Origin of the sequence: Enterobacter cloacae complex sp. SHL012 (genome assembly GCF_049237505.1) — a bacterium.
Taxonomy (GTDB): Bacteria; Pseudomonadota; Gammaproteobacteria; order Enterobacterales; family Enterobacteriaceae; genus Enterobacter; species Enterobacter kobei.
Window position 1 is genome coordinate 38,728 of sequence record NZ_JBMKIZ010000004.1, and the last position, 26,660, is coordinate 65,387.

At 56.8% G+C, this 26,660-nt stretch carries 19 protein-coding genes; 4 read left to right on the forward strand and 15 right to left on the reverse strand.

The window, feature by feature from the left end; translation table 11 throughout:
• Window positions 1–45: 45 nt before the first annotated feature.
• The 3 genes from cdaR to dgt form a co-directional block, all read right to left on the reverse strand.
• Window positions 46–1,203, reverse strand: coding sequence for a DNA-binding transcriptional regulator CdaR (gene cdaR / locus ACOTY9_RS14735; RefSeq protein ID WP_014882623.1), 1,158 nt, complete (start codon window positions 1,201–1,203; stop codon window positions 46–48).
• A gap of 146 nt (window positions 1,204–1,349) precedes the next feature.
• Complete coding sequence (gene degP / locus ACOTY9_RS14740) at window positions 1,350–2,786, reverse strand: serine endoprotease DegP (RefSeq protein WP_014882622.1); 1,437 nt, start codon at window positions 2,784–2,786, stop codon at window positions 1,350–1,352.
• 131 nt (window positions 2,787–2,917) lie between these two features.
• The gene (gene dgt / locus ACOTY9_RS14745; protein WP_348565757.1) at window positions 2,918–4,432 is read right to left on the reverse strand and encodes a dGTPase; all 1,515 of its coding nucleotides are present in this window, start codon (window positions 4,430–4,432) and stop codon (window positions 2,918–2,920) included.
• A gap of 82 nt (window positions 4,433–4,514) precedes the next feature.
• Here dgt and mtnN point away from each other — a divergent pair, with 82 nt between their 5' ends.
• The 3 genes from mtnN to ACOTY9_RS14760 are packed head-to-tail and all read left to right on the forward strand — an operon-like array spanning window position 4,515 to window position 6,656.
• Window positions 4,515–5,213: a 5'-methylthioadenosine/S-adenosylhomocysteine nucleosidase gene (gene mtnN, locus ACOTY9_RS14750; protein ID WP_014882620.1), complete on the forward strand. Its 699-nt coding sequence runs from the start codon at window positions 4,515–4,517 to the stop codon at window positions 5,211–5,213.
• Window positions 5,206–6,006, forward strand: coding sequence for a vitamin B12 ABC transporter substrate-binding protein BtuF (gene btuF, locus ACOTY9_RS14755; protein ID WP_032637474.1), 801 nt, complete (start codon window positions 5,206–5,208; stop codon window positions 6,004–6,006). Before mtnN ends, btuF begins: the two co-directional genes overlap by 8 nt.
• A gap of 26 nt (window positions 6,007–6,032) precedes the next feature.
• On the forward strand, window positions 6,033–6,656 hold the full coding sequence (locus tag ACOTY9_RS14760) for a TRIC cation channel family protein (protein ID WP_014882618.1): 624 nt from the start codon (window positions 6,033–6,035) through the stop codon (window positions 6,654–6,656).
• Window positions 6,657–6,715: 59 nt separating this feature from the next.
• On the opposite strand, the gene erpA is transcribed toward ACOTY9_RS14760, so the two are convergent.
• On the reverse strand, window positions 6,716–7,060 hold the full coding sequence (gene erpA / locus ACOTY9_RS14765) for an iron-sulfur cluster insertion protein ErpA (RefSeq protein WP_008501923.1): 345 nt from the start codon (window positions 7,058–7,060) through the stop codon (window positions 6,716–6,718).
• 79 nt (window positions 7,061–7,139) lie between these two features.
• Window positions 7,140–8,540, reverse strand: coding sequence for a H(+)/Cl(-) exchange transporter ClcA (gene clcA / locus ACOTY9_RS14770; RefSeq protein WP_348565758.1), 1,401 nt, complete (start codon window positions 8,538–8,540; stop codon window positions 7,140–7,142).
• 177 nt (window positions 8,541–8,717) lie between these two features.
• On the opposite strand from clcA, the gene hemL reads away from it, so the two are divergent.
• Window positions 8,718–9,998, forward strand: coding sequence for a glutamate-1-semialdehyde 2,1-aminomutase (hemL, locus tag ACOTY9_RS14775; protein ID WP_050861694.1), 1,281 nt, complete (start codon window positions 8,718–8,720; stop codon window positions 9,996–9,998).
• A 96-nt stretch (window positions 9,999–10,094) separates the two neighbouring features.
• Here the strand turns inward: hemL and fhuB are convergent, their stop codons facing one another.
• The 10 genes from fhuB to hrpB all read right to left on the reverse strand — a co-directional run bounded on the left by fhuB (window position 10,095) and on the right by hrpB (window position 26,593).
• Window positions 10,095–12,077 carry a Fe(3+)-hydroxamate ABC transporter permease FhuB gene (gene fhuB / locus ACOTY9_RS14780; protein WP_348565759.1) on the reverse strand — a complete coding sequence of 661 codons (1,983 nt, stop codon included), beginning with the start codon at window positions 12,075–12,077 and terminating at the stop codon, window positions 10,095–10,097.
• Window positions 12,074–12,964 carry a Fe(3+)-hydroxamate ABC transporter substrate-binding protein FhuD gene (gene fhuD, locus ACOTY9_RS14785; RefSeq protein ID WP_014882614.1) on the reverse strand — a complete coding sequence of 297 codons (891 nt, stop codon included), beginning with the start codon at window positions 12,962–12,964 and terminating at the stop codon, window positions 12,074–12,076. Before fhuD ends, fhuB begins: the two co-directional genes overlap by 4 nt.
• The gene (gene fhuC, locus ACOTY9_RS14790; protein WP_348565760.1) at window positions 12,964–13,761 is read right to left on the reverse strand and encodes a Fe3+-hydroxamate ABC transporter ATP-binding protein FhuC; all 798 of its coding nucleotides are present in this window, start codon (window positions 13,759–13,761) and stop codon (window positions 12,964–12,966) included. Before fhuC ends, fhuD begins: the two co-directional genes overlap by 1 nt.
• A gap of 50 nt (window positions 13,762–13,811) precedes the next feature.
• On the reverse strand, window positions 13,812–16,061 hold the full coding sequence (fhuA, locus tag ACOTY9_RS14795; RefSeq protein ID WP_045281029.1) for a ferrichrome porin FhuA: 2,250 nt from the start codon (window positions 16,059–16,061) through the stop codon (window positions 13,812–13,814).
• A gap of 205 nt (window positions 16,062–16,266) precedes the next feature.
• Window positions 16,267–17,271, reverse strand: a complete 1,005-nt coding sequence (locus ACOTY9_RS14800; protein WP_348565761.1) for a fimbrial protein — start codon at window positions 17,269–17,271, stop codon at window positions 16,267–16,269.
• A gap of 13 nt (window positions 17,272–17,284) precedes the next feature.
• Complete coding sequence (locus ACOTY9_RS14805) at window positions 17,285–19,762, reverse strand: fimbria/pilus outer membrane usher protein (RefSeq protein ID WP_348565762.1); 2,478 nt, start codon at window positions 19,760–19,762, stop codon at window positions 17,285–17,287.
• Between the two features lie 20 nt (window positions 19,763–19,782).
• Complete coding sequence (locus ACOTY9_RS14810; RefSeq protein ID WP_023332118.1) at window positions 19,783–20,496, reverse strand: fimbrial biogenesis chaperone; 714 nt, start codon at window positions 20,494–20,496, stop codon at window positions 19,783–19,785.
• A 42-nt stretch (window positions 20,497–20,538) separates the two neighbouring features.
• On the reverse strand, window positions 20,539–21,111 hold the full coding sequence (locus ACOTY9_RS14815) for a fimbrial protein (protein ID WP_088126462.1): 573 nt from the start codon (window positions 21,109–21,111) through the stop codon (window positions 20,539–20,541).
• A gap of 344 nt (window positions 21,112–21,455) precedes the next feature.
• On the reverse strand, window positions 21,456–23,981 hold the full coding sequence (gene mrcB / locus ACOTY9_RS14820) for a bifunctional glycosyl transferase/transpeptidase (RefSeq protein ID WP_014882607.1): 2,526 nt from the start codon (window positions 23,979–23,981) through the stop codon (window positions 21,456–21,458).
• A gap of 182 nt (window positions 23,982–24,163) precedes the next feature.
• The gene (gene hrpB, locus ACOTY9_RS14825; RefSeq protein ID WP_200924879.1) at window positions 24,164–26,593 is read right to left on the reverse strand and encodes an ATP-dependent helicase HrpB; all 2,430 of its coding nucleotides are present in this window, start codon (window positions 26,591–26,593) and stop codon (window positions 24,164–24,166) included.
• Window positions 26,594–26,660 lie beyond the last annotated feature (67 nt).

Sequence of the window (26,660 nt, forward strand, 5' to 3'; positions counted from 1 at the left end):
TCCCCGTGGGAGAGGGATGGGGTGAGGGCACCAGCCCGCACTCAGTCATCTCTGCTCATCCAGCTGCAACGCCACATACAGCAGCAGCCTGTCGTCAAAATTCCCCAGATCCAGCCCCGTTAGCTCCGAAATCCGGTTAAGCCGGTACTCCAGCGTATTGCGATGAATAAACAACGCCTTCGACGTCGCCAGCGGCTGCACGTTATGGCGGAACCACGCCTGCAGCGTCCGGCGCAGCAGGCCGTTGTTGTCCATCGCTTTCAGGCGCGCTAAGGGCCGCGCCAGCTCGTTGGCCTGCCAGCCGCCACGCAGGCTGTCGAGCAGCACCGGCAGCATCAGGTCCTGATAGAAATAACTGCGGCTCTCCGGCATCCGCTGCTTACCCACCATCATGGTGGTGCGTGCGGTGCGCCAGGAGCGGGCAATACTGCCCGGCCCGGAAAAGTAATTGCCGAGCGCAACGCGAAAACGCAGTTGACCGTTCTCCTGCATCCGGGAAATCAGCAGTTCCACGCGACGGCGATGATCTTCGGCATCCCAGCGGCCAAACGGATTGAGCGCGGGTTTGAGCACCACCATTTCCGTCAGCGAGACTATCGCCACCAGGTTATCGCGTTCCGGTGTCGTCAGCGCATTTTGCAGCTGCTGCAGTTCGGCCATCGCGCTGTCTACGCCAAGCTGACCGCTATCGACCTCGATCACCGCCACCACGCGCGGCTGATTGAGGTCGATCCCCAGGCGCTGCGCCCATTCGCTGAGTGCAGGCGTAAGCTCTTCCGCCTGAATAAGGTTCATCACCAGCTCTTCGCGCAGGCGGCTGTCCTGGGCGAGCAGATGCATCAGGCGCGACTGCTCCAGCATCATTTCCGCCGTCATACAGACCAGCTCGCCATATTTACGCAGGGACTCCGGCTCGCCGGTCAGGCCGATAACCCCCACAATCTCGCCTTCAAGGCGCAGCGGTAAATTGATGCCCTGACGCACGCCGTGCAGGTGTTTCGCAACCGCATCGTCGATATCAACCACACGCCCCTGAGAGAGCACCAAAAGCGCGCCTTCGTGCAATTCACCAATGCGCTCACGATCGCCACTACCAATAATGCGCCCACGGGCATCCATTACATTGATGTTGGTATCAATGATGCGCATCGTGCGCGCCACAATATCCTGCGCCATTTTGGTATCAAGATGCCAGCCAGCCATGTCACCCTCCTCTGAGCAGAGCTCAAGCATAGGGAAGTTCATTGACGGCTGCATTGTGCGAATGCACAAAGAGAGCGGAAGAAGTATGGAGTTGTGGGAAAAGTCACAGAAACAAGAAAGCCCCTGCGTACAGGGGCTTAAGAGGATTACTGCATCAGCAGGTAGATAGAGGTATCACCACGCTGAATATTCAACGCCAGCACGGACGGTTTGCTGTCGAGAATTTTGCGCAGTTCAGCGATGTTTTTCACCGGCTGCTGGTTAGCGCCCATGATCACATCCCCTTTTTTCAGGCCGATACGGGCAGCAGGTGAATTCGCCTTCACGTTATTCACTACCACACCTTTGTCTGCGCCCTTATTGCTCATCTCAGCGCCTTCAATACCGCTGAAGATGGTGCTGGAATCAACCTGATTCTGGCTGCTCTGCTGCAGCTCCAGGCTCACGTTGACCGGCTTACCGTCACGCAGCAGACCGAGGGTCACTTTGCTGCCAATCGGCATAGAGCCGACTTCCGCACGCAGGGCTGCAAAGCTGCTGATCGGTTTACCGTTCAGGGAGGTGATCACGTCACCCGCTTTAATCCCTGCTTTCGCCGCAGAGGAGTTCGGCATCACCTGGCTGACGAACGCGCCGCGCTGGGCATCCACTTTCATCGCTTTTGCCAGCTCAGAGTTCAGCTCGGTGCCCAAAATGCCCAGCTCGCCGCGTTTCACCTGGCCGTACTGCACCATCTGCGCGGTCAGGTTTTTCACCATGTTGCTCGGGATAGCAAAGCCGATCCCGATGTTGCCGCCGTCCGGCGCCAGGATCGCGGTGTTAATACCGATCAGCTCGCCGTTCAGGTTCACCAGCGCACCGCCGGAGTTACCGCGGTTGATGGCCGCATCCGTCTGAATAAAGTTTTCATAGTTCTCTGCGTTCAGGCCGCTACGGCCCAGCGCAGAGACGATACCTGAGGTCACGGTTTCGCCCAGACCGAACGGGTTACCGATAGCCACTGTGTAGTCACCTACGCGCAGCGCATCAGAGTCGGCAATTTTAATCGCCGTCAGGTTTTTCGGATCCTGAATCTGGATCAGCGCAATATCGGAACGCGGGTCTTTGCCGACCACTTTTGCGTCGAACTTACGGCCATCGCTCAGCTGAACCTTAATGCTGTTCGCGTTATCAACCACGTGGTTGTTGGTCACGACGTAGCCTTTCGCTGCATCGATAATGACCCCCGAGCCAAGCGCCATGAATTTCTGTTGCTGGCCGCCGCCCTGGCTGTCATCCCCTGCACCACCGCCCTGACAGAACGGGGAACTCTGGAATGGCGAACCGTCCTGGCAGAACGGTGAGTTGTCACCAAAGAACTGCTGGAAGTTACGCGGCATACGCGGCGTATTGACGGTCGTACTCCCCTCAACGTTAATACTCACCACCGATGGCATCACTTTTTCGAGCATCGGTGCCAGGCTTGGCATCTGCTGCGCGGTTGCTGCCGATGACGCGGTCTCGGCTGCGGTAGCAGTCAGAGGAGACAGCGCTAAACCTAAACTCAGAGCCAGTGCACTCATTGCTAATGTGGTTTTTTTCATGTTTCTCAATCTCGATTTACAGGTAACGCAAAATTGCTGTGTAACTCAGATTCATTTTATACCGCTTAGTTCCGGCCATAAGTTTATGGAAAAGGTAAAAATTTATTGGCCGTCTTTACAAAACTCAGCGTTTATTCCACGGCCATTAGCTTGCGGTATTCATCCCAGGCATACAAATCCGTCATGCCGCTGATATAGTCCTGGATAAGACGGCAGCGATAATAATATTCCATTACCGGCCACTGCGTAGCGTGACGATCCAGCTTACTTATCGCTTCGACATAGGCCAGCCGATGACGGGTTGAAAGTTTTTGATAAAGCCGGGATTCGATAGGAATTCGTCGCACGCGTTCTTTTTCCACCAGCTCACTGAATTCGTCGACGGACAGCTGAAGCAACGGAGAATAAATTTCCAGTAACCCACTGATTACCCGGTAGCCCTGCAGTTCGAGCTGCTCAACATCCGGATGGCTGAACACATGCCGCATCGCCACATGTTTATAGAGCTCAAGGAGTTGACTAAAACTGCTGTCATCTTCCAGCAGCGCGTGATTGAATTCCCCGCTGAAAATCTGCGGCAGATTATCGATAAAGCGCGAGGCTGCGTAGGGCACCAGTTTATTTAATGTATTGACGCGCAAATACATAAAGAACTGGTCTTCCGTGCTGCGGCTTAATGTATTTGAGCGCGACTTTTCCCAGGCATTTTCGACAACCTGAGCAAACAGTGAACCTTTTTCGTGGTTTCCCCAGGCGGCATAAAGGTGCTGGTAAAGCTCCTCGACGCTGAATATTCTTTTCTCAACGGCGTCTTCCAGGTCAGCGACGCAATAGGAAATATCATCCGCGGCTTCCATAATCCAGGTTAATGGAAAGCGACCGTTTGGCGTCAATGAAAGTTCTTTACGCAGCCGTTCAATATAGGCCTCTTCGGAAAGGTAGTAGCCCGGTTTCTTCATTAAATAGCTGTGGGATGCGGGCGTCTCTCCCGTCCACCACGCGGGACGCGTATATTTCAGGATACAGCCGACCTGCGCCCAGGTCAGGTTCATGCGCATCAGGGAATGTACCAGTCGGATACCCTGGGCATTGCCCTCGAAGTGACAGAGATCCTGACGCACTTTGCGACGCAGATCGTTAAGCCGTTCTTCACCTTCACGCAGACGTAAATCCCGCACGATGCAGCGGTCATCGCTGAGCGGCTGGCTTGCCGCATCCGACGGATGAAGGCGTTGTTTAAACCAGTCATTAATTGCCGCCTCGCCAAAGTGACCAAAAGGCGGATTGCCGATGTCATGCATCAGGCAGGCCATCTCAACGATGCTCTCGAAGGGCCCCGTCAGCTCGTCCAGACCATAGGTTTCCAGTAAACGTAGCTCTTTGAGACGGCTTAAAATCTCTTTGGCAATATACCGCCCGACCTGCTGCACTTCCATTGAGTGGGTTAAGCGCGTGCGTACAGCGGCATTACGCTCCAGCGGAAACACCTGCGTTTTTTGCTGCAAACGCCGGATGGCGGGCGAGTTAATAATCCTTCCTCGATCGCTTTCGAAGATACGCAGGATCTCATGTTCGCTCTTCTCGCCCTGTGGCGAGCGGAAACGTCGGTGCCAGTTAATTTTGGTACGAAAATCGATTGGTGACATGTGCTCCCCCGCGTGAGAATGCGTTTCCCCTTAACCGCATGATAGACTATGCATCTTAACAAGGCACATCGCGAGTAAATCTATGAAAATCGGCATTATTGGTGCAATGGAAGAAGAAGTTACGCTCCTGCGTGACAAAATTGAGAACCGTCAGACCCTCTCTCTGGGGGGGTGTGAGATCTACACCGGTCAGCTTAACGGTGTTGACGTGGCTCTGCTGAAATCAGGCATCGGTAAAGTGGCTGCTGCGCTGGGTGCGACCCTGCTGCTTGAGCGCTGCAAGCCGGACGTGATCGTGAACACCGGTTCGGCTGGCGGCCTGGCGCCGACGCTGAAAGTGGGCGATATCGTTGTCTCCGACGAAGCGCGTTATCACGATGCCGACGTCACCGCGTTTGGCTACGAATACGGTCAACTCCCGGGCTGCCCGGCAGGGTTTAAAGCTGACGACAAACTGATTGCGGCGGCTGAAACCTGCATTGCTGAGCTCAATCTTAACGCGGTACGCGGCCTGATTGTCAGCGGTGATGCGTTCATCAATGGCTCCGTCGGTCTGGCAAAAATACGTCATAACTTCCCGCAGGCGGTTGCCGTTGAGATGGAAGCGACCGCGATTGCGCACGTTTGCCACAACTTCAGCGTACCGTTCGTGGTGGTTCGCGCCATCTCTGACGTCGCAGACCAGCAGTCTCACATCAGCTTCGACGAGTTCCTGACCGTTGCGGCAAAACAGTCCACCGTGATGGTGGAACGCCTGGTGCAGAACCTGGCACGTGGCTAAACCATCCCTCAGGGCGCTCGCCGCCCTGCTTCTGCTTGCTTCAGCGTGGCTCTGTGCCGCGCCTCGCGTAATTACGCTCTCTCCCGCTAACACCGAGCTGGCCTTTGCCGCTGGCATCACCCCCGTTGGCGTGAGTAGCTTTTCGGATTACCCCCCCCAGGCGGCCAACATTGAACACGTTGCGACCTGGCAAGGGATGAACCTTGAGCGCATCGTGGCGCTGAAACCCGATCTCGTGCTGGCCTGGCGTGGCGGTAACGCCGAACGGCAGGTCAATCAGCTTACCTCGCTTGGCATCAAGGTCATGTGGGTTGACGCCGTAAGTATTGAGCAAGTCGCTCAGGCACTGCGCGCCCTTGCCCCTTATAGCCCTGCGCCTGAAAAAGCCAGGCATGCGGCGAGCCAGATGCTCAATGACTATGCTGCGCTGAAAGCTCAATACGATACGTCCGTTAAAAAGCGCATCTTCCTGCAGTTTGGCAGTCAGCCGCTGTTTACCACAGGTAAAGGGTCAATTCAGAACCAGGTCCTGGAAGTGTGTGGCGGTGAAAATATTTTTGCTGCCAGCCGGGTACCGTGGCCGCAGGTTAGCCGTGAGCAGGTTCTGGCGCGCCAGCCGCAGGCCATCGTCGTGGTCGGAAATGCGAGCGAGATTCCTAAAATTAAACAATTCTGGCAAAGCCAGCTAAAAATTCCGGTGATCCCACTCAACAGTGACTGGTTTGAACGCGCCAGCCCGCGTATTATCCTCGCCGCAAAACAGCTCTGTGCCGCACTGGCAGAGAGTCACTAACAGAAGACCTTTTCGAGGATTTAACGATGCTCGTTTATTGGCTGGATATTCTTGGCACAGCCGTTTTTGCTATCTCCGGCGTTCTGCTCGCCGGAAAACTACGCATGGATCCGTTTGGCGTGCTGGTGCTTGGCGTAGTCACTGCCGTTGGCGGCGGGACTATCCGTGATATGGCGCTGGCGAATGGCCCGGTGTTTTGGGTGAAAGATCCGACCGATCTGGTGGTAGCCATGGTGACCTGTCTGTTAACCATTGTGCTGGTTCGCCAGCCCCGCAGATTACCGAAATGGATACTCCCGGTGCTGGATGCCGTGGGTCTGGCCGTGTTTGTCGGTATTGGCGTCAATAAAGCCTTCAATGCCGGAACCGGCCCGATGGTCGCGATCTGCATGGGCGTATTAACCGGCGTGGGCGGCGGCATTATTCGCGACATTCTGGCGCGTGAAGTACCGATGATCCTGCGTACCGAGATCTATGCTACTGCCTGTATTATTGGCGGGATTGTGCACGCCACGGCGTATTACACCTTTGCGGTGCCGCTGGAAAATGCTGCGATGCTGGGGATGGTCGTGACGCTGGTGATTCGTCTGGCGGCAATACGCTGGCACCTGAAGCTGCCGACGTTTGCGCTGGATGAAAATTCAAGATAGGCGTGGTTTATAAGCCCGGTGGCGCTTCGCTTACCGGGCCTACAAATCCGCATTCAGGCTTAAATACTGAACGAAGAACCACACCCGCAGGTGCTGGTTGCGTTCGGGTTAGTCACCACAAAGCGTGACCCTTCCAGACCTTCGGTGTAATCCACTGAACCGCCGACCAGATACTGCAGGCTCATCGGGTCAACCACCAGCGCAACGCCCTGCTTCTCGATGGTCATATCACCATCGTTCACCTGATCGTCAAAGGTAAAACCGTACTGGAAGCCGCTGCAGCCGCCACCGGTAATATAGACACGCAGTTTCAGATCCGGATTGTCTTCGTCGGCAATCAGGGTTTTCACTTTGTTGGCTGCTGCTTCGGTAAATTCCAGCGGCACAGCTACGTCATCACTCATCTTATGCTCCCATGAATACTGCTATTGGGTAAAATTCACCCAATTCTTTTCGTCATTATCTAATACCCTGGTAATTCATTCAAGTATTCTGCGCGGCGGCCCGCTCCGCCTCTTGCTTTGCCAGGGTACGCGCGAGGATGGTGGAGTATAGCGGTTTCCCGCCCAGGAATTGGGCTAATAGTGTCGCCCCGAGACAGGTAATGATCATTGGCAAAATGAGCTGGTAATTATCTGTCATCTCCAGCACCAGCACGATACCGGTCAACGGTGCACGCAGAGACGCTGCCAGCAGTGCCCCCATACCGGCCACCGCGAAGGTGCCAGCATCAAGGTGATACGCCGGGAAGCCCACTTTAGCTGCCATACCAAACGCGGTGCCCAGCAGCGTACCAAGCGCCAGCATCGGGGCGAAAATCCCGCCGGGTGCACCGGAGGAGAAGCACAGAACCGTTGTGATAACCCGGGAGATAAACATAAACAGCAGCAGACCGACGCTGAAATTTCCCGCTGCGGCGATGGGGATCAGCCCGAAGCCGCCGCCTGCGGCATTCGGCTCAACAAAGCCGAGCACGCCGCACATCCCGCCCAGCAGGCCGCCCATCAGCACCCATTTCGTCGTATTGCCGCCATGAATACGCTGGAACATATCCTGAGCACGTAAGATGCAGGTGTTAAACAGCGGCCCCACCACGCCAAAAATCATGCCGAGGATCAGGTAAAGCCACAGGGTGTTGACCGGCGCGTTGGTCAGTTTACCCACCTCAATTACCGCCCCTTCGCCATTGAAGAGGCGGAAAACAATGCTCGACATAATAACGCCGGTAAACACGGCTTTAATGGAGATCAGGTTGTAGCGGAACTGCGCGCGCATCTCTTCGATGATGAACAATATGCCCGCCAGCGGTGCGTTAAACGCCGCTGAAAGACCCGCCGCCGCACCGGTGGCGAGCAGCGTATGGCGCGCTTCGGCGCTTCGCATCCGGAACAGATCGCCCACCATGCGTCCGACGTTGCCCCCCAGTTGTACCGTTGGCCCTTCCCGGCCCAGCACCATCCCCGCGCCCAGCGTCCCCATACCGCCGATGAATTTAACCGGGATCACGCGCCACCAGCGCACCGGGCGCAACTCTTCCAGTGCACCTTCAATTTCCGGGATGCCAGACCCGCCGGCCTCCTGGGCGAATTTACGCACCAGAAAATACCCCACCATGGCAAACAGCGCCGACAGTCCAAATGCCCCGACCCAGACCAGCCACCGGCTATCGGCAAAACCCGCGACGGTGCCCACTCGCCAGTTGAGTACGGCATTGACCGCTTTTTCAAACGCCACGCCAACCAGACCGGCGAGAGTCCCCACCACGGCTGCAGCCAGCAGGATCGCCAGCGGCGTTTTATCGCGATTGAGCAGCCGCCGAATACTGATCCGGTGCTGAGCGCGCGTAAACTGTTGTTCTTCAAAAGACGGAGAATCTGATTTCATGTCCTGTTCTTATTCGTCATACAAAAAGCCGAGGAGATTTTACCAGAGACCTTCCCTCCGTCCCCTTAAAAATACTTAACAAATCTTAAAGCATTATCTGGCTAAAAATTTCATAACCTACTGCGAATCACTTAGAATAGTGTGCTTAATCATTTTATACGAACCAGGAACGACGCCATGAGCAAGTCTGAAAACCTCTACAGTGCAGCCCGGGAGCTTATTCCAGGTGGTGTGAACTCGCCTGTTCGCGCCTTTACCGGCGTGGGCGGTACGCCGCTGTTTATTGAACGTGCTGACGGCGCGTATCTGTATGATGTCGATGGCAAAGCCTATATCGATTATGTCGGTTCCTGGGGACCGATGGTGCTCGGGCACAACCACCCAGCCATTCGTAACGCGGTCATTGAAGCCGCTCAGCGTGGCCTGAGCTTCGGTGCGCCAACCGAAATGGAAGTGAAGATGGCGGAGCTGGTGACCGAACTGGTGCCGACCATGGACATGGTACGTATGGTGAACTCCGGTACCGAAGCGACCATGAGCGCGATCCGCCTGGCGCGCGGTTTTACCGGTCGCGATAAAATCATTAAATTCGAAGGCTGCTACCACGGCCACGCAGACTGTTTACTGGTGAAAGCAGGCTCCGGCGCGCTGACCCTCGGCCAGCCAAACTCGCCTGGCGTGCCGGCGGATTTCGCTAAGCATACCCTGACCTGTACCTATAACGATCTGAACACCGTTCGCGCGGCGTTCGAGCAGTATCCGCAGGAGATCGCCTGCATCATCGTTGAACCGGTAGCGGGCAACATGAACTGCATTCCACCGCAGCCGGACTTCCTGCCGGGCCTGCGCGCCCTGTGCGATGAGTTTGGTGCCCTGCTGATCATCGACGAAGTGATGACCGGCTTCCGCGTAGCGCTGGCGGGTGCCCAGTCTTATTATGGCGTTGAGCCGGACCTGACCTGCCTCGGCAAAATCATCGGCGGCGGAATGCCTGTTGGCGCATTCGGCGGCCGTAAGGATGTGATGGAAGCGCTGGCGCCAACGGGCCCGGTCTACCAGGCAGGTACCCTTTCCGGCAACCCGATTGCGATGGCCGCAGGCTTCGCCTGCCTGACCGAAGTGGCGCAACCAGGCATTCACGAAACCCTGACCGACCTGACGACTCAACTGGCTAACGGTCTGCTGGAAGCCGCGGAAGAGGCGGGTATCCCACTGGTGGTCAATCACGTCGGCGGCATGTTCGGGATTTTCTTCACCGATGCGCCAACCGTGACCAGCTATCAGGACGTCGTGAAGTGCGATGTTGAACGCTTCAAGCGCTTCTTCCACCTGATGCTGGAAGAAGGTGTGTACCTGGCGCCGTCGGCGTTTGAAGCGGGCTTTATGTCCGTGGCGCACAGCGAAGAAGATATCAATAACACCATCGACGCGGCGCGTAAGGTGTTTGCGAAGCTTTAAGGTCCGTGCGGGGTGATGCCCTCACCCCAACCCTCTCCCACAGGGAGAGGGAACAAACCCTAAAACGGAAATCTAAGGATTGCCGTTTTACTTTTATTACCGACTCTGCTTTCTCAACAGATAAATAAAATACGGCGCGCCTATAAAGGTCGACAGCAGTCCCGCCGGGATTTGGTAAGGGAACAGCACCATCCTTCCACACCAGTCCGCAAATACCAGAATGACTCCGCCCGTCAGGGCTGACATCACAATGTGCGGCATTGTCCGGCGGAACCCCATCATTCTGGCGATATGCGGTGCCATCAACCCGACGAAGCTCAGCGGGCCAATAGTCATGGTTGCCGTTGCCGTGAGGCACGCTGCCAGCAGGAGAAGTGCGACACGCGTAGGCGTCAGCGCAATGCCCACAGCCCGCGCCGTTTCGCCGCCGAGCGGCAGAATGGTCATCCAGCGACGACACAGCGGCACAATCGCCAGCAGCACAATCATTACGATCCCGGAATGCACAACCTGGCTGGCGGTAGCGTTGTAGGTTGAGCCAGAAATCCAGGTCAGGATCTTCGCCATTCGCGGATCGCCACTCGCCTGCAGCATCATCAACAGCATCGTAAAGGCCGTGCTGAGCGCCATCCCGGCCAGCAACATCCGGTGCGGGGAAAATCCGCCGCGGCCAGAGGCAATCAGAATAATCATCAGCGTCACCGCCGCACCGATACTCCCGGCAGGCATCAACCAGCCAAACGCGTTCCCTGGCACCAGGAACAGCATCAGCACCACGCCAAAGGCGGCACCGGAGCTGATCCCCAGCACTTCCGGGCTCGCCATCGGGTTACCGGTCAGACGCTGAATAATACAGCCCGCAACCGCCAGCATCACACCGGCAATAAGCGCGGAGAGGATCCGCGGCCAGCGCCATTGCAGTAATTCGTTGAGTAAATCACCCGTCGCCCAGTGCCAGCCTGCGGCATCGCGCCCAAACGCGAGTGCGGCAAACGAGGCGAGAAGCAAGACTCCCAGACCGGCAAGGCTAAACCACAGTACCGACTGACGTTCCGCGTAGACCTTATCGCCCGTGTCCATCGCAGGCGCGCTGATGCTGCGCAAACGCGGGAGCAACCACAGCAGCAGCGGCGCACCGATAAGCGCCGTTGCTGACCCGGTAGACACTTCCATCCAGACGCGGGCCAGCCAGAGAATGATCTGATCGGAAAGCCAGAGGATCAGCGCCCCGATCAACGGTGCGAGCAGCAGACGCGCCAGCAGCCGACGCGCCCCGAGCATTTTTGCCAGCAGCGGCGCAAAGAGACCGATAAAGCCGATAATGCCCACCGCGTTAACCAGCAGAGCGCTCAGCACAATCGCCAGCGTGAGCGCCGCCAGGCGTGCCAGCGACAGTGCCAGCCCCAGGTTGCGCGCCACGCCATCATCCAGCCCCATGAGCGTCAGCGGACGCAGGAGCAGCAGCGTCAGCACGACCCCGCCCGCCAGCTGCGGCCACAGACGCTGCACGATGCTCCAGTCGGTCTGGGTGAGCGTGCCGGTGCTCCACAGGAACATACTTTGCAGCTGATCGTGATGGAACAGCACCAGCAGCTGGTTAATCGCACCGCAATAGAGGCTGACAACCAGCCCGGCCAGAATCAGCGTTACCGGAGAAAGGCGTTTTCCCCAGGCCACACCAAAGACCAGCGCCCCTACGACACACGCCCCCGCGAGGGCCGCAAACTGCGAGGTTAACGCGCCGGGCAATGCCCACAGCGTGGTGATCGTGATCCCAAGCTGTGCCCCGGTAGCGACGCCCAACGTGGTTGGCTCCGCCAGCGGGTTACGTAATACCTGCTGGAATAAGACGCCTACCAGGCCTAAACCGGCCCCGACCAAAAGGGAGATCGCCAGACGCGGCAGCAGGCTGTAGTGGAACAGCATCTGCTGAATATTGTCGATATCCGGCGAGACCAGCGCGGCTCCCCACTGCGCACGCGGTAACGCCGTCGAGAGATTGAACCCGGTGAATGACAGTGCAGCCAGAAAAAGCACGGACAGCAGTAGAACCGGGAAACGCGCGATACGGGTACTCATGCTTTACCTCCAAGCGCGTTATCCAGTACGCGGGCAAAATGCATGGCCGATAGCGTCGCGCCGTAGAACCACACAGCGGGCGCACGCTGGAAGCGCTTCTCGCGCACAAACGGCATCGCCTGCCAGAGCGGCGTCGCCATCAGCGTTTGCATTTCGCGCTCGTTGCCGTGGTCGAAGCACAGCACATCCACATCACGAAACGCCGCCAGACGATCGATACCGACGGCGGTACTGCCCCAGAAGGTCATCTCCCCTTCCCACGCATTGCGAATGCCAAAGCTGTCCAGCACCTCCTGGAACAGACAGTTTTTACCGAATACCAGCATATGGCGGGCATCCAGCAGCGTCACCATCAGCAGCGGGCGATCGCCCCGCCCGGCAAAGCGCGGCTTCAGGGCGTCAATCAGGGCATCGAATTCATCGAGATGCTTTTTGGCTTCCGTTTCACGGTTGAGGAAATGCGCCATCTCGTTGATCGAGTTTTTCGCCACGGTCAGCGGTTTTTTACCGTCGCTAAAGGAAAAACCGCGCCCTGGCGCAATACGTGCCATGGTCTCTTCTGACGGGCCATAGCCCGCAGACCAGAACAGGAATGACGGTTTCATTTGGGTAAGCAGTTCGAGGTTTGGCTCCGTACGCAGGCCGATGTCAATCACCGAGTCCGGCAGCTTCGGCTCGTTCACCCAGAGGTTATAGTTAGGGATGTCCGCCACGCCATAGGGCGTGACACCCAGCGCCATCATCAGCTCTACCGGCAGCCACTCCAGCGCCACAATGCGGTGAGGATCGACTGCGGCAGCACGCGCCGTCGTCATGTTAAACAGCAGGGGTGAGAGCGCCATTGCCGTCAACAGGCGACGACGGCTGATAAATGTGTTGTCCAGCATCAGTACACGAAGCTCACCGGTGCAGCCCCAGCCGGGTGAGGCAAGATACCCATTGGAATACCGTAAATGTGTTCCAGCGTTTTGCTGCGCATCAACTCTGACGGTGTTCCCTGCGCAATCATTTCGCCGCCGCGTAGCGCGACAAGATAATCGCAGTAGCGAGCCGCCATGTTGATATCGTGCAGGACCGCAATCACCGTCAGGCCACGCTGCTGGCTTAACCGGTGTACCAGCGCCAGCACGTCGACCTGATGGGCAATATCAAGCGCAGAGGTAGGCTCATCCAGTAGCAGGCAACGGCTGTCCTGAGCCACCAGCATTGCAATCCACGCCCGCTGACGCTCACCGCCAGACAGGCTATCCACCAGACGGTGCGCCAGCGGTTTTAGCCCAACCAGCGCAATCGCCTCTTCCACTTTCTCCCGGTCAGCCACGCCGAAGCGCCCAAGCGCCCCGTGCCACGGATAACGCCCAATCGCCACCAGCTCACGCACCGTCATCCCTTCCGCCTGCGGCAACTGTTGCGGCAGATAGGCCACTTTGCGCGCAAAGGCTTTGCTGCTCCAGCTCTCCAGTTGCTGTCCGTCCAGCAGGATATCCCCTTCGGACGGCGGCTGATGGCGTCCCAGCATCTTAAGGAGCGTGGATTTACCGGAACCGTTGTGACCAATCAGGCCCGTCACTTTACCGGCCGGGAACGTCAGAGAGAGCGGATGCAGCAACGTGCGTCCGGGTACGCGAAAGGAGAGATGATTGAGCGTGAAGGTGGTGTCGGATTGCGTTTGATTATCCTGCATATCAGCCAACTTAAATAAAAAGGGCACGGCGAACCGTGCCCAAAGAGAGATTAGAAGCGGAAGGTCGCGGTGGCGACAACCTGACGTTCAGCACCCCAGAAGCAACCGTAGGTGTTAAAGCAGCTGGCAACATACTCGCGATCAAACAGGTTGTTCACGTGAAGTGCGACGTTCGAGCCTGCCATGCCCACGCGCGCCAGGTCGTATCTCACCAGCGCATCGACAACGGTGTAGCTGCCTACCGTGAAGGTGTTCGCCGGATCGCCTTTGCTGGAGCCGGTGTAACGCACCCCGGTACCCAGCGTCAGGCCGGACAGCGGGCCATCAAACAGCGTGTAATCGCCCCATACGGATGCCATGTGTTTAGGCACCTGAGCAGGCGTGTTGCCTTTGTAATTTGTATCGGTGGTGTATTCCGCATCGGTATAGGTGTAGGAACCGACAACGTTCACGCTCGCAGACAGCGCCGCTTTCGCTTCCAGCTCTACGCCACGCGCGCGGATTTCTCCCCCTTCAACCGAGAAGAACGAGCCAGCCGGGTCCGCCATCAGGTTGTTGGTTTTGGTCAGTTGGTACAACGCACCGGTGACAACGATCGGACGGTCATTCGGCACGTATTTCACGCCCGCTTCGTACTGCTTACCTTTAGACGGGGAGAACAGTTTGCCCTGAGCATCGGTCTGCGAAGCGGGCTCAAACGATTCGCTGTAGCTGAAGTACGGGGTTACGCCATTATCAAACAGGTAGTTAACACCACCACGCCAGGTGAACTGGGTATCATCACGTTTGGAGGTGGTATTCAACACGCGGTTATACGATTCCTGATCCGCCCAGTCATAACGGCCGCCCAGCGTAACCAGCACTTTATCCCACTGCGCCTGATCCTGAACGTACAGACCGGTCTGTTTCTGACGGTTGAGGATCTGATAAGGGCCGGAGGTCGCCGGATCTTTTGAACCGAAATCAAAATCGCTGTTCACCGGGTTGTAGAGATCCAGCAGCGGCACCGAGTCGTCATAGCCGAACCAGGAGTTAATGTCATTACGCATGCGCATAAAGTCAACGCCGGTCAGCAGGATGTGGTCCACCTCACCGGTAGCGAATTTGCTTTGCAACTGGGTATCAACGGTGAAGTTCTGCAGCTTTTCATTATCGACAACGTATTTACGCGCCAGATAATGGCCTTTGTCAGCAGGGGCTAACGCGGCGCACTGTTTGTTGCCTGCATTCGCCGGATCGGTACAGACGCCATAGCCGTAAACACTGTTTTGTGAGGTTTTATTCTCAGCAAAGCGCAGGTTCTGGCGTACGGTAAAGGTATCGTTGAATTCGTGATCGAAGCTGTATCCCACCATTTTCTGGTTGCGGGAATAGGTATTGTTCTTCGCGCCTTCATTGAAGTTCGTCGGCAGACGATCGCCGTTCGGCAGCGGATCAACCGTCCCCTCTTTTGGCAGCCAGCCGTAGTAGCCGGTTTCAGGCTCGTTCTGGAAGTAAGAGAGGAACGTGAAGGTAGTCTTATCATCCGGACGCCAGGAGAACGATGGCGCGATGGCGTAACGCTGCTCTTCCGCACGCTCCTGCTGAGCGTTATTAGAACGCGCAACACCCGTTAAGCGGTAAGAGTATACGCCGTCGTCATCGATGGCATCGCTGAAGTCAAACCCGGTCTGGAACAGGCTGTCCGTACCGACTTTGAACTGGATTTCTTTCAGCGGCTCGGTGGTTGGGCGCTTGCTTACCATGTTCAGCAAACCGCCAGGGCTGCTTTTGCCGTACAGAACGGAAACCGGACCGCGCATGATCTCGGCGCGTTCCAGCATGTAAGGGTCGATTACCGCGTCGTTATAGAAGTTGCCCTGCATCTTCATGCCGTCGAGGTAGTTATTCTGGCTCTGGCCGTCGGCCGCAAAGCCGCGAATCACCAGATAGTCATAGGTATTCGACGCACCACGGGTGCCAACCGCCACGCCCGGCGTATAGCTCAGGGCTTCTTTTACCGAACGCGGCTGGTGCAGCGCCATCTCTTCGGCGGTGACGACTGAAATAGACTGCGGCACCTTCTGAATTGGCGTATCGGTTTTCGTGCCGGTCGCGGATTGTCTTGCCGCGATAGTTGCCGCCGGTCCCCAGGCACTTTCCTGTGCCGCAGGCGCTGCGGTTACCGTAATGGTTTCTTCTTTTTTCGGGGTTTCGGCAGCATGTGCATAAGCCGACATGCCGGCAACCGCTGTGGCTACGACGACCGCGACTTTTCGCAGCGACGTGTTGATTGGCTGAGCAGTATTGGAAAGCGCCATGTTGTATCTCTGATGGAAAGGTTAATGATAACGTAAACGAGAATTATTATTATGAGCGCAAGAATAATAGGCGAAACGCCGGTTGCATAGCAAGCAATAAGCGGCCCTACGAGAATTGAGGGATTAAGAATTAACCAGATGAAAACAGGGGGTTAATGATGTTAGCGAAAGGATCGCCAAAACCCGCCGGAGCGGGCGGGAAGCATTAGCGGTAAAACAGCTCGAACGTGGCGACCGCCTCGACTTTTCCGGGTTTGACCTCCCCCGTTTTTACGTAGCGGGCCTTCAGGGGGATCTCTGCGGGCACCTTGTCCTGCGTAGCGGATATCGCAGTATAGGTCTGGTCAAACTGAAGGACGGTATCGTTGCTGTCGAGAATTTGAATCCCCAACCCTTGTGCGGCAGCATCACCGGATGCAATGCCCAAAACCGAGCCGTTGGTCACCCCCGTCGACCCCGTGCGGGTGAACTGATAGTCAATCTTTTTTCCCGCCGCGCAGTCGTTTATTGCGATCTTAAAGCTACCATCAGTCAGTATCTCTGAGTATTGCCCGTCAAAATCCTGAGAATTGACCGTTTTGAGAGGAACAAAAATGTTACGGTCAACCAGATTACAGGTATTGGTCGTAATATGGACGCTGGTGGGCGAAAAACGCATTTCACCGACCACGACACCGCCGAGCGTATCCTGCGAGGTCAGGCGCGAGGTATCCAGCATCCCGTCCTGGACCTGGCCGATGACCACCAGTTGAGCGGCGGCCCGAAAGACGTGGGTGCCATCAGACCCGCCATGTTTGTAGCCATAATACTGCCAGGGACGAATGAGGTCCTGCTCTATATAGTCGGGCAACCGTTCGCTTGACGCCGCCGCACGGATGCCAATCCCCGGCACGTTGGTTTTATAGACTCCCGGCAGAACGTCCTCACGCGCGTCGGCATCCGTCAGGGTCAAATAGCCGCGCCGGATTTGCGCGTCAGCTCCGCCACAGTGCACCGTAATTTCATTGGATTCGACGGCATTGTCATAAATTACGGTCCCCACAGGGGTATCGGGATCGAGCATAAAGACCGCTGGAAGCTGAAAGGTAACAATGCCGCCAGATCCATCCCCGCCGCTGAAAGTACATTGAGCAAATGCCGGATGTACCCGCGCGGCGGCGACCAGCAGTACGGCAGAGATAACGGTTCTCACCAGAATAGTCACGCGCATTTTCACTCCAGCCTCATTGGCAATTGACCGCGGTATTAATGATTCCCTCGCCATTGTCATCGGGTAAATCGATGACGCCATGACACTGTTCGTCGCCCGCCTCTCCCCACTGCGCGCTGAACGATGTGTGTCCGTTAAGTCCTGAGAGGTAGACCTCGCCCTCATCCCCGACAATCGCGGTGGTGTTATCAAGCGCCACGATGGCACCAAACGGCACCGGTTTACCCTGATGACGCAGAGTGACCAGCGCACGACGCCCAACGCGGGCCTCGAAGTTCGCCAGTATCGCCGCGCCTTTTGTCGGCACGAGATCTAACGTTGCCGCGTCAATATCAATATCGCTGCGTTCCTGCGTGTTTACCGTGAGGGTGTTGTGTCGGTAAGCGGTAAGCGACGGCACGATGGCATTACCAAACGCATCGGTATAAATGCCGCGGCCGCTCTGAACGTTGACATCCTCTCCGTCGTTGATGTGTACAATCGCGAAAGCGTCCCGCACGGGCTGCCCCAGCGTAACGCCCTGACCGTGAGCCACGATGGATCCCTGAGCGTTATAGTTCCACTGTCGGTTATCCCCGCCGTAGCTGTACCCCATGCCAACTTCGCCGGACGAGCCGCGATAGCGCCCGGATACGCTGCCGCCATAGCCCGTATCTTTGTTGGCGTAGGTCTGCTGGAGGTTATAGCTCAGCTTGTTATCCTCAAGCGCGGTCCCCCCGATCCCCACCTGGTGCGAGACATACCCGCCGCTTGCGGTATTTACGCTGTAGTTTGCCCACGCGTTAGAGAGCCAGTGCGATAACGGGATATTGACGTTCAGCGCCAGTTGCCGATCGGAATCGGCATCTGGCGTGCGGGTCAGGTTGTAGCTTATCGACCAGGTAATATCCCGCCAGCTGGAGCTCAGCCCGGCGCTGACGCTGCGCTCGTGGCCGTCCATATCCCAGTAATCCTGCTGATAGCCGTTAAGATACGCAGAGCCCCAGTCAGAAAGCCGCTGGGAAAGGTTTACCTGCATGCGGCTTCGCCGGTTGTTGGTTCTACGATAGGTATAAATGCCGTCATCAATCTCGCTGTCGCGCTGATCGATAGCCTCCTGAAAGGTATAAAACCCGGAGGTGGAATAGCGGTAGCTGGCAAGCGTGACGGTGGTATCTGTGTCAGGAATATCTTTTGAATACTGCGCTCGCCATGAGAGTCCATTTGCGTCATCACGTCCGTCATCAAAGGCGGTTCGCGCGGTAGTGATATCCACCGAGGCTGAGCCCAGATGACCCAAATCCGCGCCAACCCCCAGCAACAGCGCATGATATATCGACGCACCCTGAGCGCCGGTATAGGCCGTCACGCCATACGGCAGACCATAAATAGCCGTACCTTGCACAAAGGTGGGCTCATCTTCCCCTTCATTGCCGCGATAACGCCCGGCCGCCAGCGAATACTTAAACCCGCCCTCACGCTGGAGGACCGGCACCGACGCGCTGGCCTGTATGAAGCTATGCTCCGAGCCATCCGCCTCTTCAACGGTGACTTCCAGATCCGCGCCGGAGGCGACCTGGCTTAAATCACGGATCTCAAATGGCCCCGGCGAGACGTTGGTTTGATAAAGGGTGTAGCCGTTTTGCTTAATGGTGACTTTTGCATCGCTGTTGGCAATCCCCCGCACGACTGGCGCAAACCCCTGCTGGCTGACCGGTATCATCGCCGTATCCGTTTCCAGCGTCAGGCCGGTCATCTGCACGCTGTCGAACAGCTCGCTGTTGGTGTACGTCTGGCCCAGTTCAAGCTGGCTTTTCAGCGCTTTGATATCGCGCTGCAGGGTGGTGGCGATGGCTTCCCAGCCCGAAGAGTCACTCCAGGTACTGTTGTTGCGCAGCCGCCACGCGCCCAGATTAAGACCCGACGTCAGGCCAAGCCAGGTTGATGAGGTTTGACCCGTGCTGTAGTGCTGCTGAGAACCGCTGAGCTGATAGCTTGTCCAGGCCGCCGGAGCACCGTCATCCCAGAATTTCGGGTTAATGGCGCCCGCAGCCGCGCGGTTGCGGTAGGCCTGGGGAATGACCAGCGTCAGGGTCTGGTTATCCTGATTGTAATCGTAGCGAGCATGTTCGATAAAATGGGAGATATCCCGAATGCAGGCCGCATCGTCCATATCTTTGAGATCCGGCACCGCGTCGACGTTCACGCCAAATTCACGCAGATCCGCTTTGGTCAGCTCCGGCAGAAGCTGCTGCTTATCGTCAGAAAGCACATAGGTGACCTCGCGTTTATCCACGACGTCCCGATCCCACATGATGGTGGTCAGATAGCGCCCTGCCAGCAAGCCGTTATCATTAATGAAGTTTTTGAGCGTAGCGGTATTTTCCAGCGGCGTATCCAGCTCAAGGATCCGCAGGTTGAATTCGTCATCAGCCCACGCAGGTGGGATCGCGACGAACAGTGCGAGCACGATCCCGGACCATACCTGTTTTTGGCGAGAGGGAGAGGACATAGCATTCCAACACGATCCCGTTAAAGGGCCTGCTTGCGCTGAGGGGTTTGCGCCCCAAAATCATTGATTGCCGTCCAGGTCACCGCACCCGTCGCCCCTTTTGGCAACGCAAAATGCTGCTCGCTAAACGGTGCAACCATCATCGAAATAGCCCCCGGCGTGGTTTCGGTCTCTTTCACCGGTACGCTTTTCCCGCCCACGGCCAGCTCGCCAAAGGAGACGTAAAACGGCGTGGGGTTGTTGGCAATAAGCGTGTCGCCCTGACGACGGAACGTGATTTTTTCATCCGCCACCAGCGCATCGGCCTCTTTTAACTGAGACGGGCGCCAGAAAAGCTTCAGCCGCGTTTTCATCGCGAACTGCAGGGTATTTTTCTCTTTCAGCTCAGGCGACAGCGCGGAGACCGATTTCACATTCGCCAGGAACAGCGATTCACGGTCTGATGGCAGGCTTTTTTTATCGCCAGTAAAAATAACGTGTAAAAGGGTTTGACGATTTTCCTGCAGCTTATAAACAGGAGGGGTAATCACGAAGGGCGCTTTTGCATTATTGACATAGCTGACCCAGCTTTGTACCAGATAACGCGTATGGGGATCTTTATTTTTAAGGGCTATTTGTACTTCAGCTTTATTTGATGGATAAATAATACGCGTACCACCCAGAACCACGCTGGCCTGCGCTGACAGACAAGAAATAATTAAACAACCACATAACAATTTAAATAAAGTCTTCATACAACGTTCCAAAAGGCAGCCATAAAGGCTGCCAGTAATGACTTAGCGATAGACAACCTCGAAAGTTGCCGAAGAAGAATAGCGGCCTGCGGTGGGTGCAGTATCACCAATCTGAATCACCTTCGCGATATAGCTAAAGACCGACGCAGTTGCCCCCGTCGCATCGTTAGCCACATCCGTTCCCGTCGAAGGCAGGGAGCCATCAAATACCACATCGTCTTTCGTGCCGTTTTCATTGCTGACGATGATGCCAACGTTGGTGGCATTACCGGCGCCGCTGAGGTCGTTTTTCAGACGTTTATGGGCGGCATCCGTTGTCGTTCCGCTGAATTTGAGGTTGAGTTTGGCAACCAGCGGGTCACATTTTTTCACTTCAATATTAAACGTTTTGCTGGTGCCCACTGCGCCATCAGCGCCGAAGTCCGACGCATAGGTATCGGGGAACGTGACGGTTGACGAGGTCGTACCGGAGCCATCAACATTAATTTCACAGGTGTCGGCCACCACTTTCCCGGCAAAGTTCACCGTGCCAGAATCGTTTCCGGCAAATGCTGGCAGAGACAGCGCTGCCATTATGCTTGCAGCCAAAAATGAAGAAAGAACATACTTACTCATAATCATATCCTTATATATATCGATGCAGTCATCCATTCCCGCCCCAATACTGTGCGTCAGAATGTTATTTAAGCGCTCATATCACTCATACAGGGGTAATTAACCCAGCCATGTTTCAGGAAAGCCTGTGATTCCTTGAGGCGATTAAATCAGATCATTCTTACCAGTGTCCAGATAGCCTAAAAACCTCCTGCACATAATGGCGCACAAGACTATGTTTTAAATAAAAAATAATGAGTCTTAGGAATTCTTAATTTTGAATTAACTTTTTTTAAAGGATTGCGGACTGTAAACAATAAAAAAGGCCGCTTTAAAATAAAGCGGCCTTTTATTCAGGGAATTAATTAATTCCCGCCAAACATGTCCTTAATCCAGCCGGCTACGCCATCGCTGTCTTTCTTCTCATTCTGCTGCTGCGGCTGTTGTTGCTGCGGCTGCTGAGGCTGAGAAGATTGATCGAACGGGTTGCCCGTTGGCTGTTCAGGCTGGCTCTGCTGGCAGAGGGAGTCCGGGTTGGTGGTCCAGACCGGCAGGGTACGCATCCCACCGCCGCAAACAAAGTTACCGGAACCGTCCACGCCCATATCGACGATATCTTCCGGCGCAACCAGGTTCAGCGGCACCGGAGACTGATTCGCCAGATAGCGCTGGTAAATCGACATCGCCCCGCTTGCACCGTACAGCTTGGTTGGCTGGTTGTTATCACGGCCTACCCAGGTGATCACCACTTCACGGCCATCAATACCGGCAAACCAGGTATCGACGTTGTTGTTGGTGGTCCCGGTTTTACCCGCCAGATGCAGACCCGGATATTTCGCCCCCAGCTGACGGCCCGTACCGCGCTGCACAACCTGCTGCATGGTCCACAGCGTCATATAGGCCGCCTGCGCAGGCACCGCACGTTCTGCCTGTGGGAAGCTCTGATACAGCACGGAGCCATCCTCGGCAATCACCGAGCGCAGGGCCGAAAGCGGCGCACGGTTACCGCCGCTGGCAATGGTCTGGAACGCCTGTGCCACTTCGATCGGCGTCAGGTTAAGTGCCCCCAGAATCATCGCCGGAACCGGATGCAGCTGATCTTTCGACACGCCCAGTTTCTGCCAGGTGTCGACAATCGCAGGCAGGCCCAGCGCCATACCGAGGTTAACCGTTGGGACGTTCATGGAACGGGTCAACGCATCCACCAGCATAACCTGGCCGCTGAACTGTTTATCATCGTTCTGCGGGGACCAGACCTGACCGTTAGGCTGACGCAGTGAGATTGGCGCATCGGCAATCCAGGTGTTCAGACGATACAGATTCGGCTGACTCAGGGCGGTGAGATAGGTCGCCGGTTTTGCCAGAGAACCAATCGAACGACGCGCCTGCATGGCACGGTTATAGCCCGCATACTGCGGCTCGGCACCGCCCACCATCGCGCGTACTTCGCCGGTGTTACGGTCAACCACCACCATGGCGGTTTCCAGATCGCTCAGCTTGCGCTGTTTCTTCAGTGCCGGAATACCTTCCACCGCGGCTTTTTCTGCTGCATCCTGGGCCACGGAGTCAAAGGTGGTGAAGATCTTCACGCCGGAGAGATCTTTGACCTTATCACCGAGCTTGCTTTGCAGCTCCTGACGCACCATTTGCATAAACGCAGGCTGAGGAGAGATCACCCCACCGCGCGGCTGCACGCCAAGCGGACGCGCGCTCAGCATGTCGTACAGCTCCTGATCGATCACCTGCTGTTGTTGCAGCAGACGCAGGACCAGGTTACGACGCTCCAGCGCCAGTTTCGGGTTACGCCACGGGTTGTAGATGGACGCCCCTTTCACCATGCCCACCAGCAATGCCTGCTGGTCCAGGCTCAGCTCTTCCACCGGGCGGCCAAAGTAGTACAGGCTTGCCAGCGGGAAGCCGCGGATTTCGTTATCGCCGCTCTGACCGAGGTAAACCTCGTTCATGTACAGCTCAAGAATACGATCCTTGCTGTAACGCGCATCCATCAGCACGGCCATGTACGCTTCGTTGGCTTTACGCCAGTAAGAGCGTTCGCTGGAGAGGAACAGGTTCTTCACCAGCTGCTGAGTCAGCGTACTCGCCCCCTGCACGGTACGACCCGCGGTCAGGTTCGCCAGTACCGCACGGCCGATAGAGTAAAGACTGATGCCGTCGTGCTCGTAGAAGTGACGGTCCTCGGTTGCCAGCAGCGTATCCACCAGCAGATCCGGGAAGCCGTTACGCGCTACAAACAGGCGCTGCTCGCCGTTTGCCGACGAGAGCATGGTGATCAGACGCGGATCGAGACGGAAGAAACCGAACTGACGGTTGTTATCCATGTTCTCGATGGTATCCAGACGATCGCCGTCAAAGGTCAGACGCGCGCGCACCTGCCCCTCTTTGCTGTCCGGGAAGTCGAACGGACGGCGGATCATCTCAATGCTTTTCGCCTGAACGGTAAATTCGCCAGGGCGCGTCATCTTCGACACCTGACGATACTGGGTCGCTTCCAGCAGTTTCACCATCTCGTTCTTACTGATGGACATATCTGGCTCAAGGTTCACCATACGGCCATACACTGCCGCAGGTAACTGCCAGACTTTACCGTCGATACGGCTGCGGATCTTCTGATCCAGATAAACGCCGTAAATCGCCATCAGCACAACAAAAACAATGAACAGCTTCAGCAGCAGCCAGAACCAGCCGCGTTTGCCCCGAGGCTTGCGCCCTTTGCCTTTTCCTTTACGCGGCATCGGTTCTTCATCCTCATAATCGTCTTCATAGTCATCGTCATAGTCCTCATCTCTGAGGCGACGACGGCTTACCTTTTCTTTCGCCGGACGCGTGGGTTTTCCCTTACGTCCTATTGGCTCGCGGTCATTCCCCGCCATGCTTTTTCTCCGCAACGTTCAGGCGCAAAGGCCCGATTCTCATTTCTTCCACTGACCTGTGAAAGAAGAAATCTCTCAAAATTAGTTTTCTCCCTCTCCCCGTGGGAGAGGGCCGGGGTGAGGGCATCAGGCCGCACAATCCAGCCCGCACAATCCAGGCCGCACTCCCCTCTTCCCCTGATTCACGAATACTTCTTCGTCCGCCGTGTCGGCGCCGTGTTCGCCGGATCGTCCGGCCAGACGTGTTTGGGATAGCGCCCTTTCATCTCTTTCTGCACGTCCCGGTAACTTCCCGCCCAGAACGCGCCCAGATCGCGGGTGATCTGCAGCGGACGCTGCGCAGGCGACAGCAGCTCAAGCACCAACGGCACACGCCCTTCTGCGATAGACGGTGTGGTGGCTTCACCAAACATCTCCTGCATCCGTACCGCCAGCGCCGGAGGATTATCCTCATGATAACGAATGGCAATCCGGCTCCCGGTGGGCACAGTGTAATGCCCAGGCAGCTCACTATCCAGACGTTGACGTAATGACCAGTCCAGTAAATTCTGTAACGCGGTCTTAACATCAAGCGCCTTGAGCGCACGCAAGGAGTGTACGCCGCTCATTTGCGGCAGTAGCCAGTGCTCAAGCGTAGCCAGCAGCGTCTCATCATCCACCGCTGGCCAGCCGTGTTCCGGCAGCCACTTCGCGGCGCAGTGCAGGCGTATACGATACTGTTCAGCTTCCGGCGTCCAGTTCAGTACGCTCAGCCCTTTTTCCCGGATGCCGTTCAGCATCGCCTGGTGTAACTCTTCTTCTGACGGCTTCGCCAGCGGTTTCGTCCCGAGCGTCAGTTTGCCAATCTGACTGCGGCGAAACGCCTTTAGCGTGCCCTGAGTCTCATCCCATTCCACGATATCGGACTGCTGCAGCAGCTGCGGACAAGCGCGGGTCAGGGCATCAATGTCTACGGCAAACGCCTGTAAAATACGTGCGTCAGGAGAGTGGCTCCCCTGAAGCAAAAGCGGGGCAATCAGCCATTCGTGACGCGTTAACGCATCATCGCTGTCCAGCATCGCCCCCATGCCGTTTGCCAGCTGATAGCGCCCGTCCAGCCCGCGGCGGCGGGCAATTCTGTCCGGGAAGGCCTCTGACAGCAGGGAGGCAATTTTATCGCTGTCAGGTGAACCGCCCCGGCTATTCAGGCGTTTGGCCAGCTGCTGCGCCCGCTGCTGCCAGTTCCCCTGATTACGCGAAAATGCCTGTCCCAGATCGCTACTGCCACCGCGCGGCGGCTCCTCAAGGATAGCCGCCAGCCTGGCCGCCGTGGCAATTTCATCGTTCCCCTGCGCGGCCACCAGCATAGCAGCCAGACGCGGATCGTTACCCAGCGCCGCCATTTTCTGCCCGCGCGCCGTCAGACGCTCGCCTTCCAGCGCGCCAAGCTGAGTCAGCAGGCTGCGCGCCGCCGTGAGGTTAACCGCTGGCGGAGGGTTGAGCCATGTGAGCTGGGCAGGGTCAGGACAGCCCCATTGCAGGAGATCCATCACCAGGCCAGACAAATCACCTTGTAAAATTTCTGGCGTGCTTTGCTGTGCGGCACGCTCAGCTTGCTCCGCGCTGGTCAAATGCAGACAAATGCCCGGCGCAAGACGCCCGGCACGGCCCGCACGCTGGATCATCGACGCCTGGCTGATGCGCTGCGTGAGCAGCTTAGTCAGCCCGGTGCGCGGGTCAAAACTGGCCACCCTCTCCTGGGCGCTATCCACCACCAGGCGAATGCCTTCGATGGTCAAACTGGTTTCCGCGATATTGGTCGCCAGCACCACTTTGCGCTGCCCCGCCGGGGCGGGAAGGATCGCTTTACGCTGATCGGCCAGCGACAGCGCGCCATAGAGCGGACACAGAATAATGTCGCTACTCACCCGTGATGCCAGTTGCTCCTGTACGCGCTGGATTTCTCCCACACCGGGTAAAAATAGCAGCAACGACCCCGGCTCCTGACGAAGCAGTTCAGCCGTGGCGACAGCCACCGCTTCCTCAAAACGCTGATGGGCAGGTAGCGGCTGATAGCGCCGCTCCACCGGGAATGCACGACCTTCGGAGGCAATCACTGGGGCATCAGGCAGCGTCTGCTGCAGCCGCGCGTTATCCAGCGTCGCCGACATAATGAGCAGCCGGAGGTCGTCGCGCAGCCCCTGCTGGACGTCCAGCAACAGCGCCAGGGCCAGATCCGCCTGCAGGCTGCGTTCGTGGAATTCATCCAGGATCACCAGCCCCACGCCGGTCAGTTCCGGATCGTTTTGCAGCATGCGGGTGAGAATGCCCTCGGTAACCACTTCAAGGCGCGTGGACGGGCCAACGCAGGTTTCGGCACGCATCCGATAACCTACCGTTTCGCCCGGTTTTTCGTTCAGCAGTTCCGCCAGTCGCTGCGCCACATTGCGTGCGGCGAGCCTGCGCGGCTCCAGCAGGATGATTTTTCCGGCAATCTTCACTTCTTTGAGGATCTGTAGCGGCAGCCAGGTGGATTTGCCCGCCCCCGTAGGCGCGTTAAGCAAAACCTGCGGGGCGTGGTGTAAGGCGGCAAGAAGCTCGGGAAGGACGACGGCGACCGGCAATGAGGACACTAACAGCTCCAGAGGGTTAACATTAGTCGGCGTACATTGTAGCATCGGCGCATATCATTACCGAGTC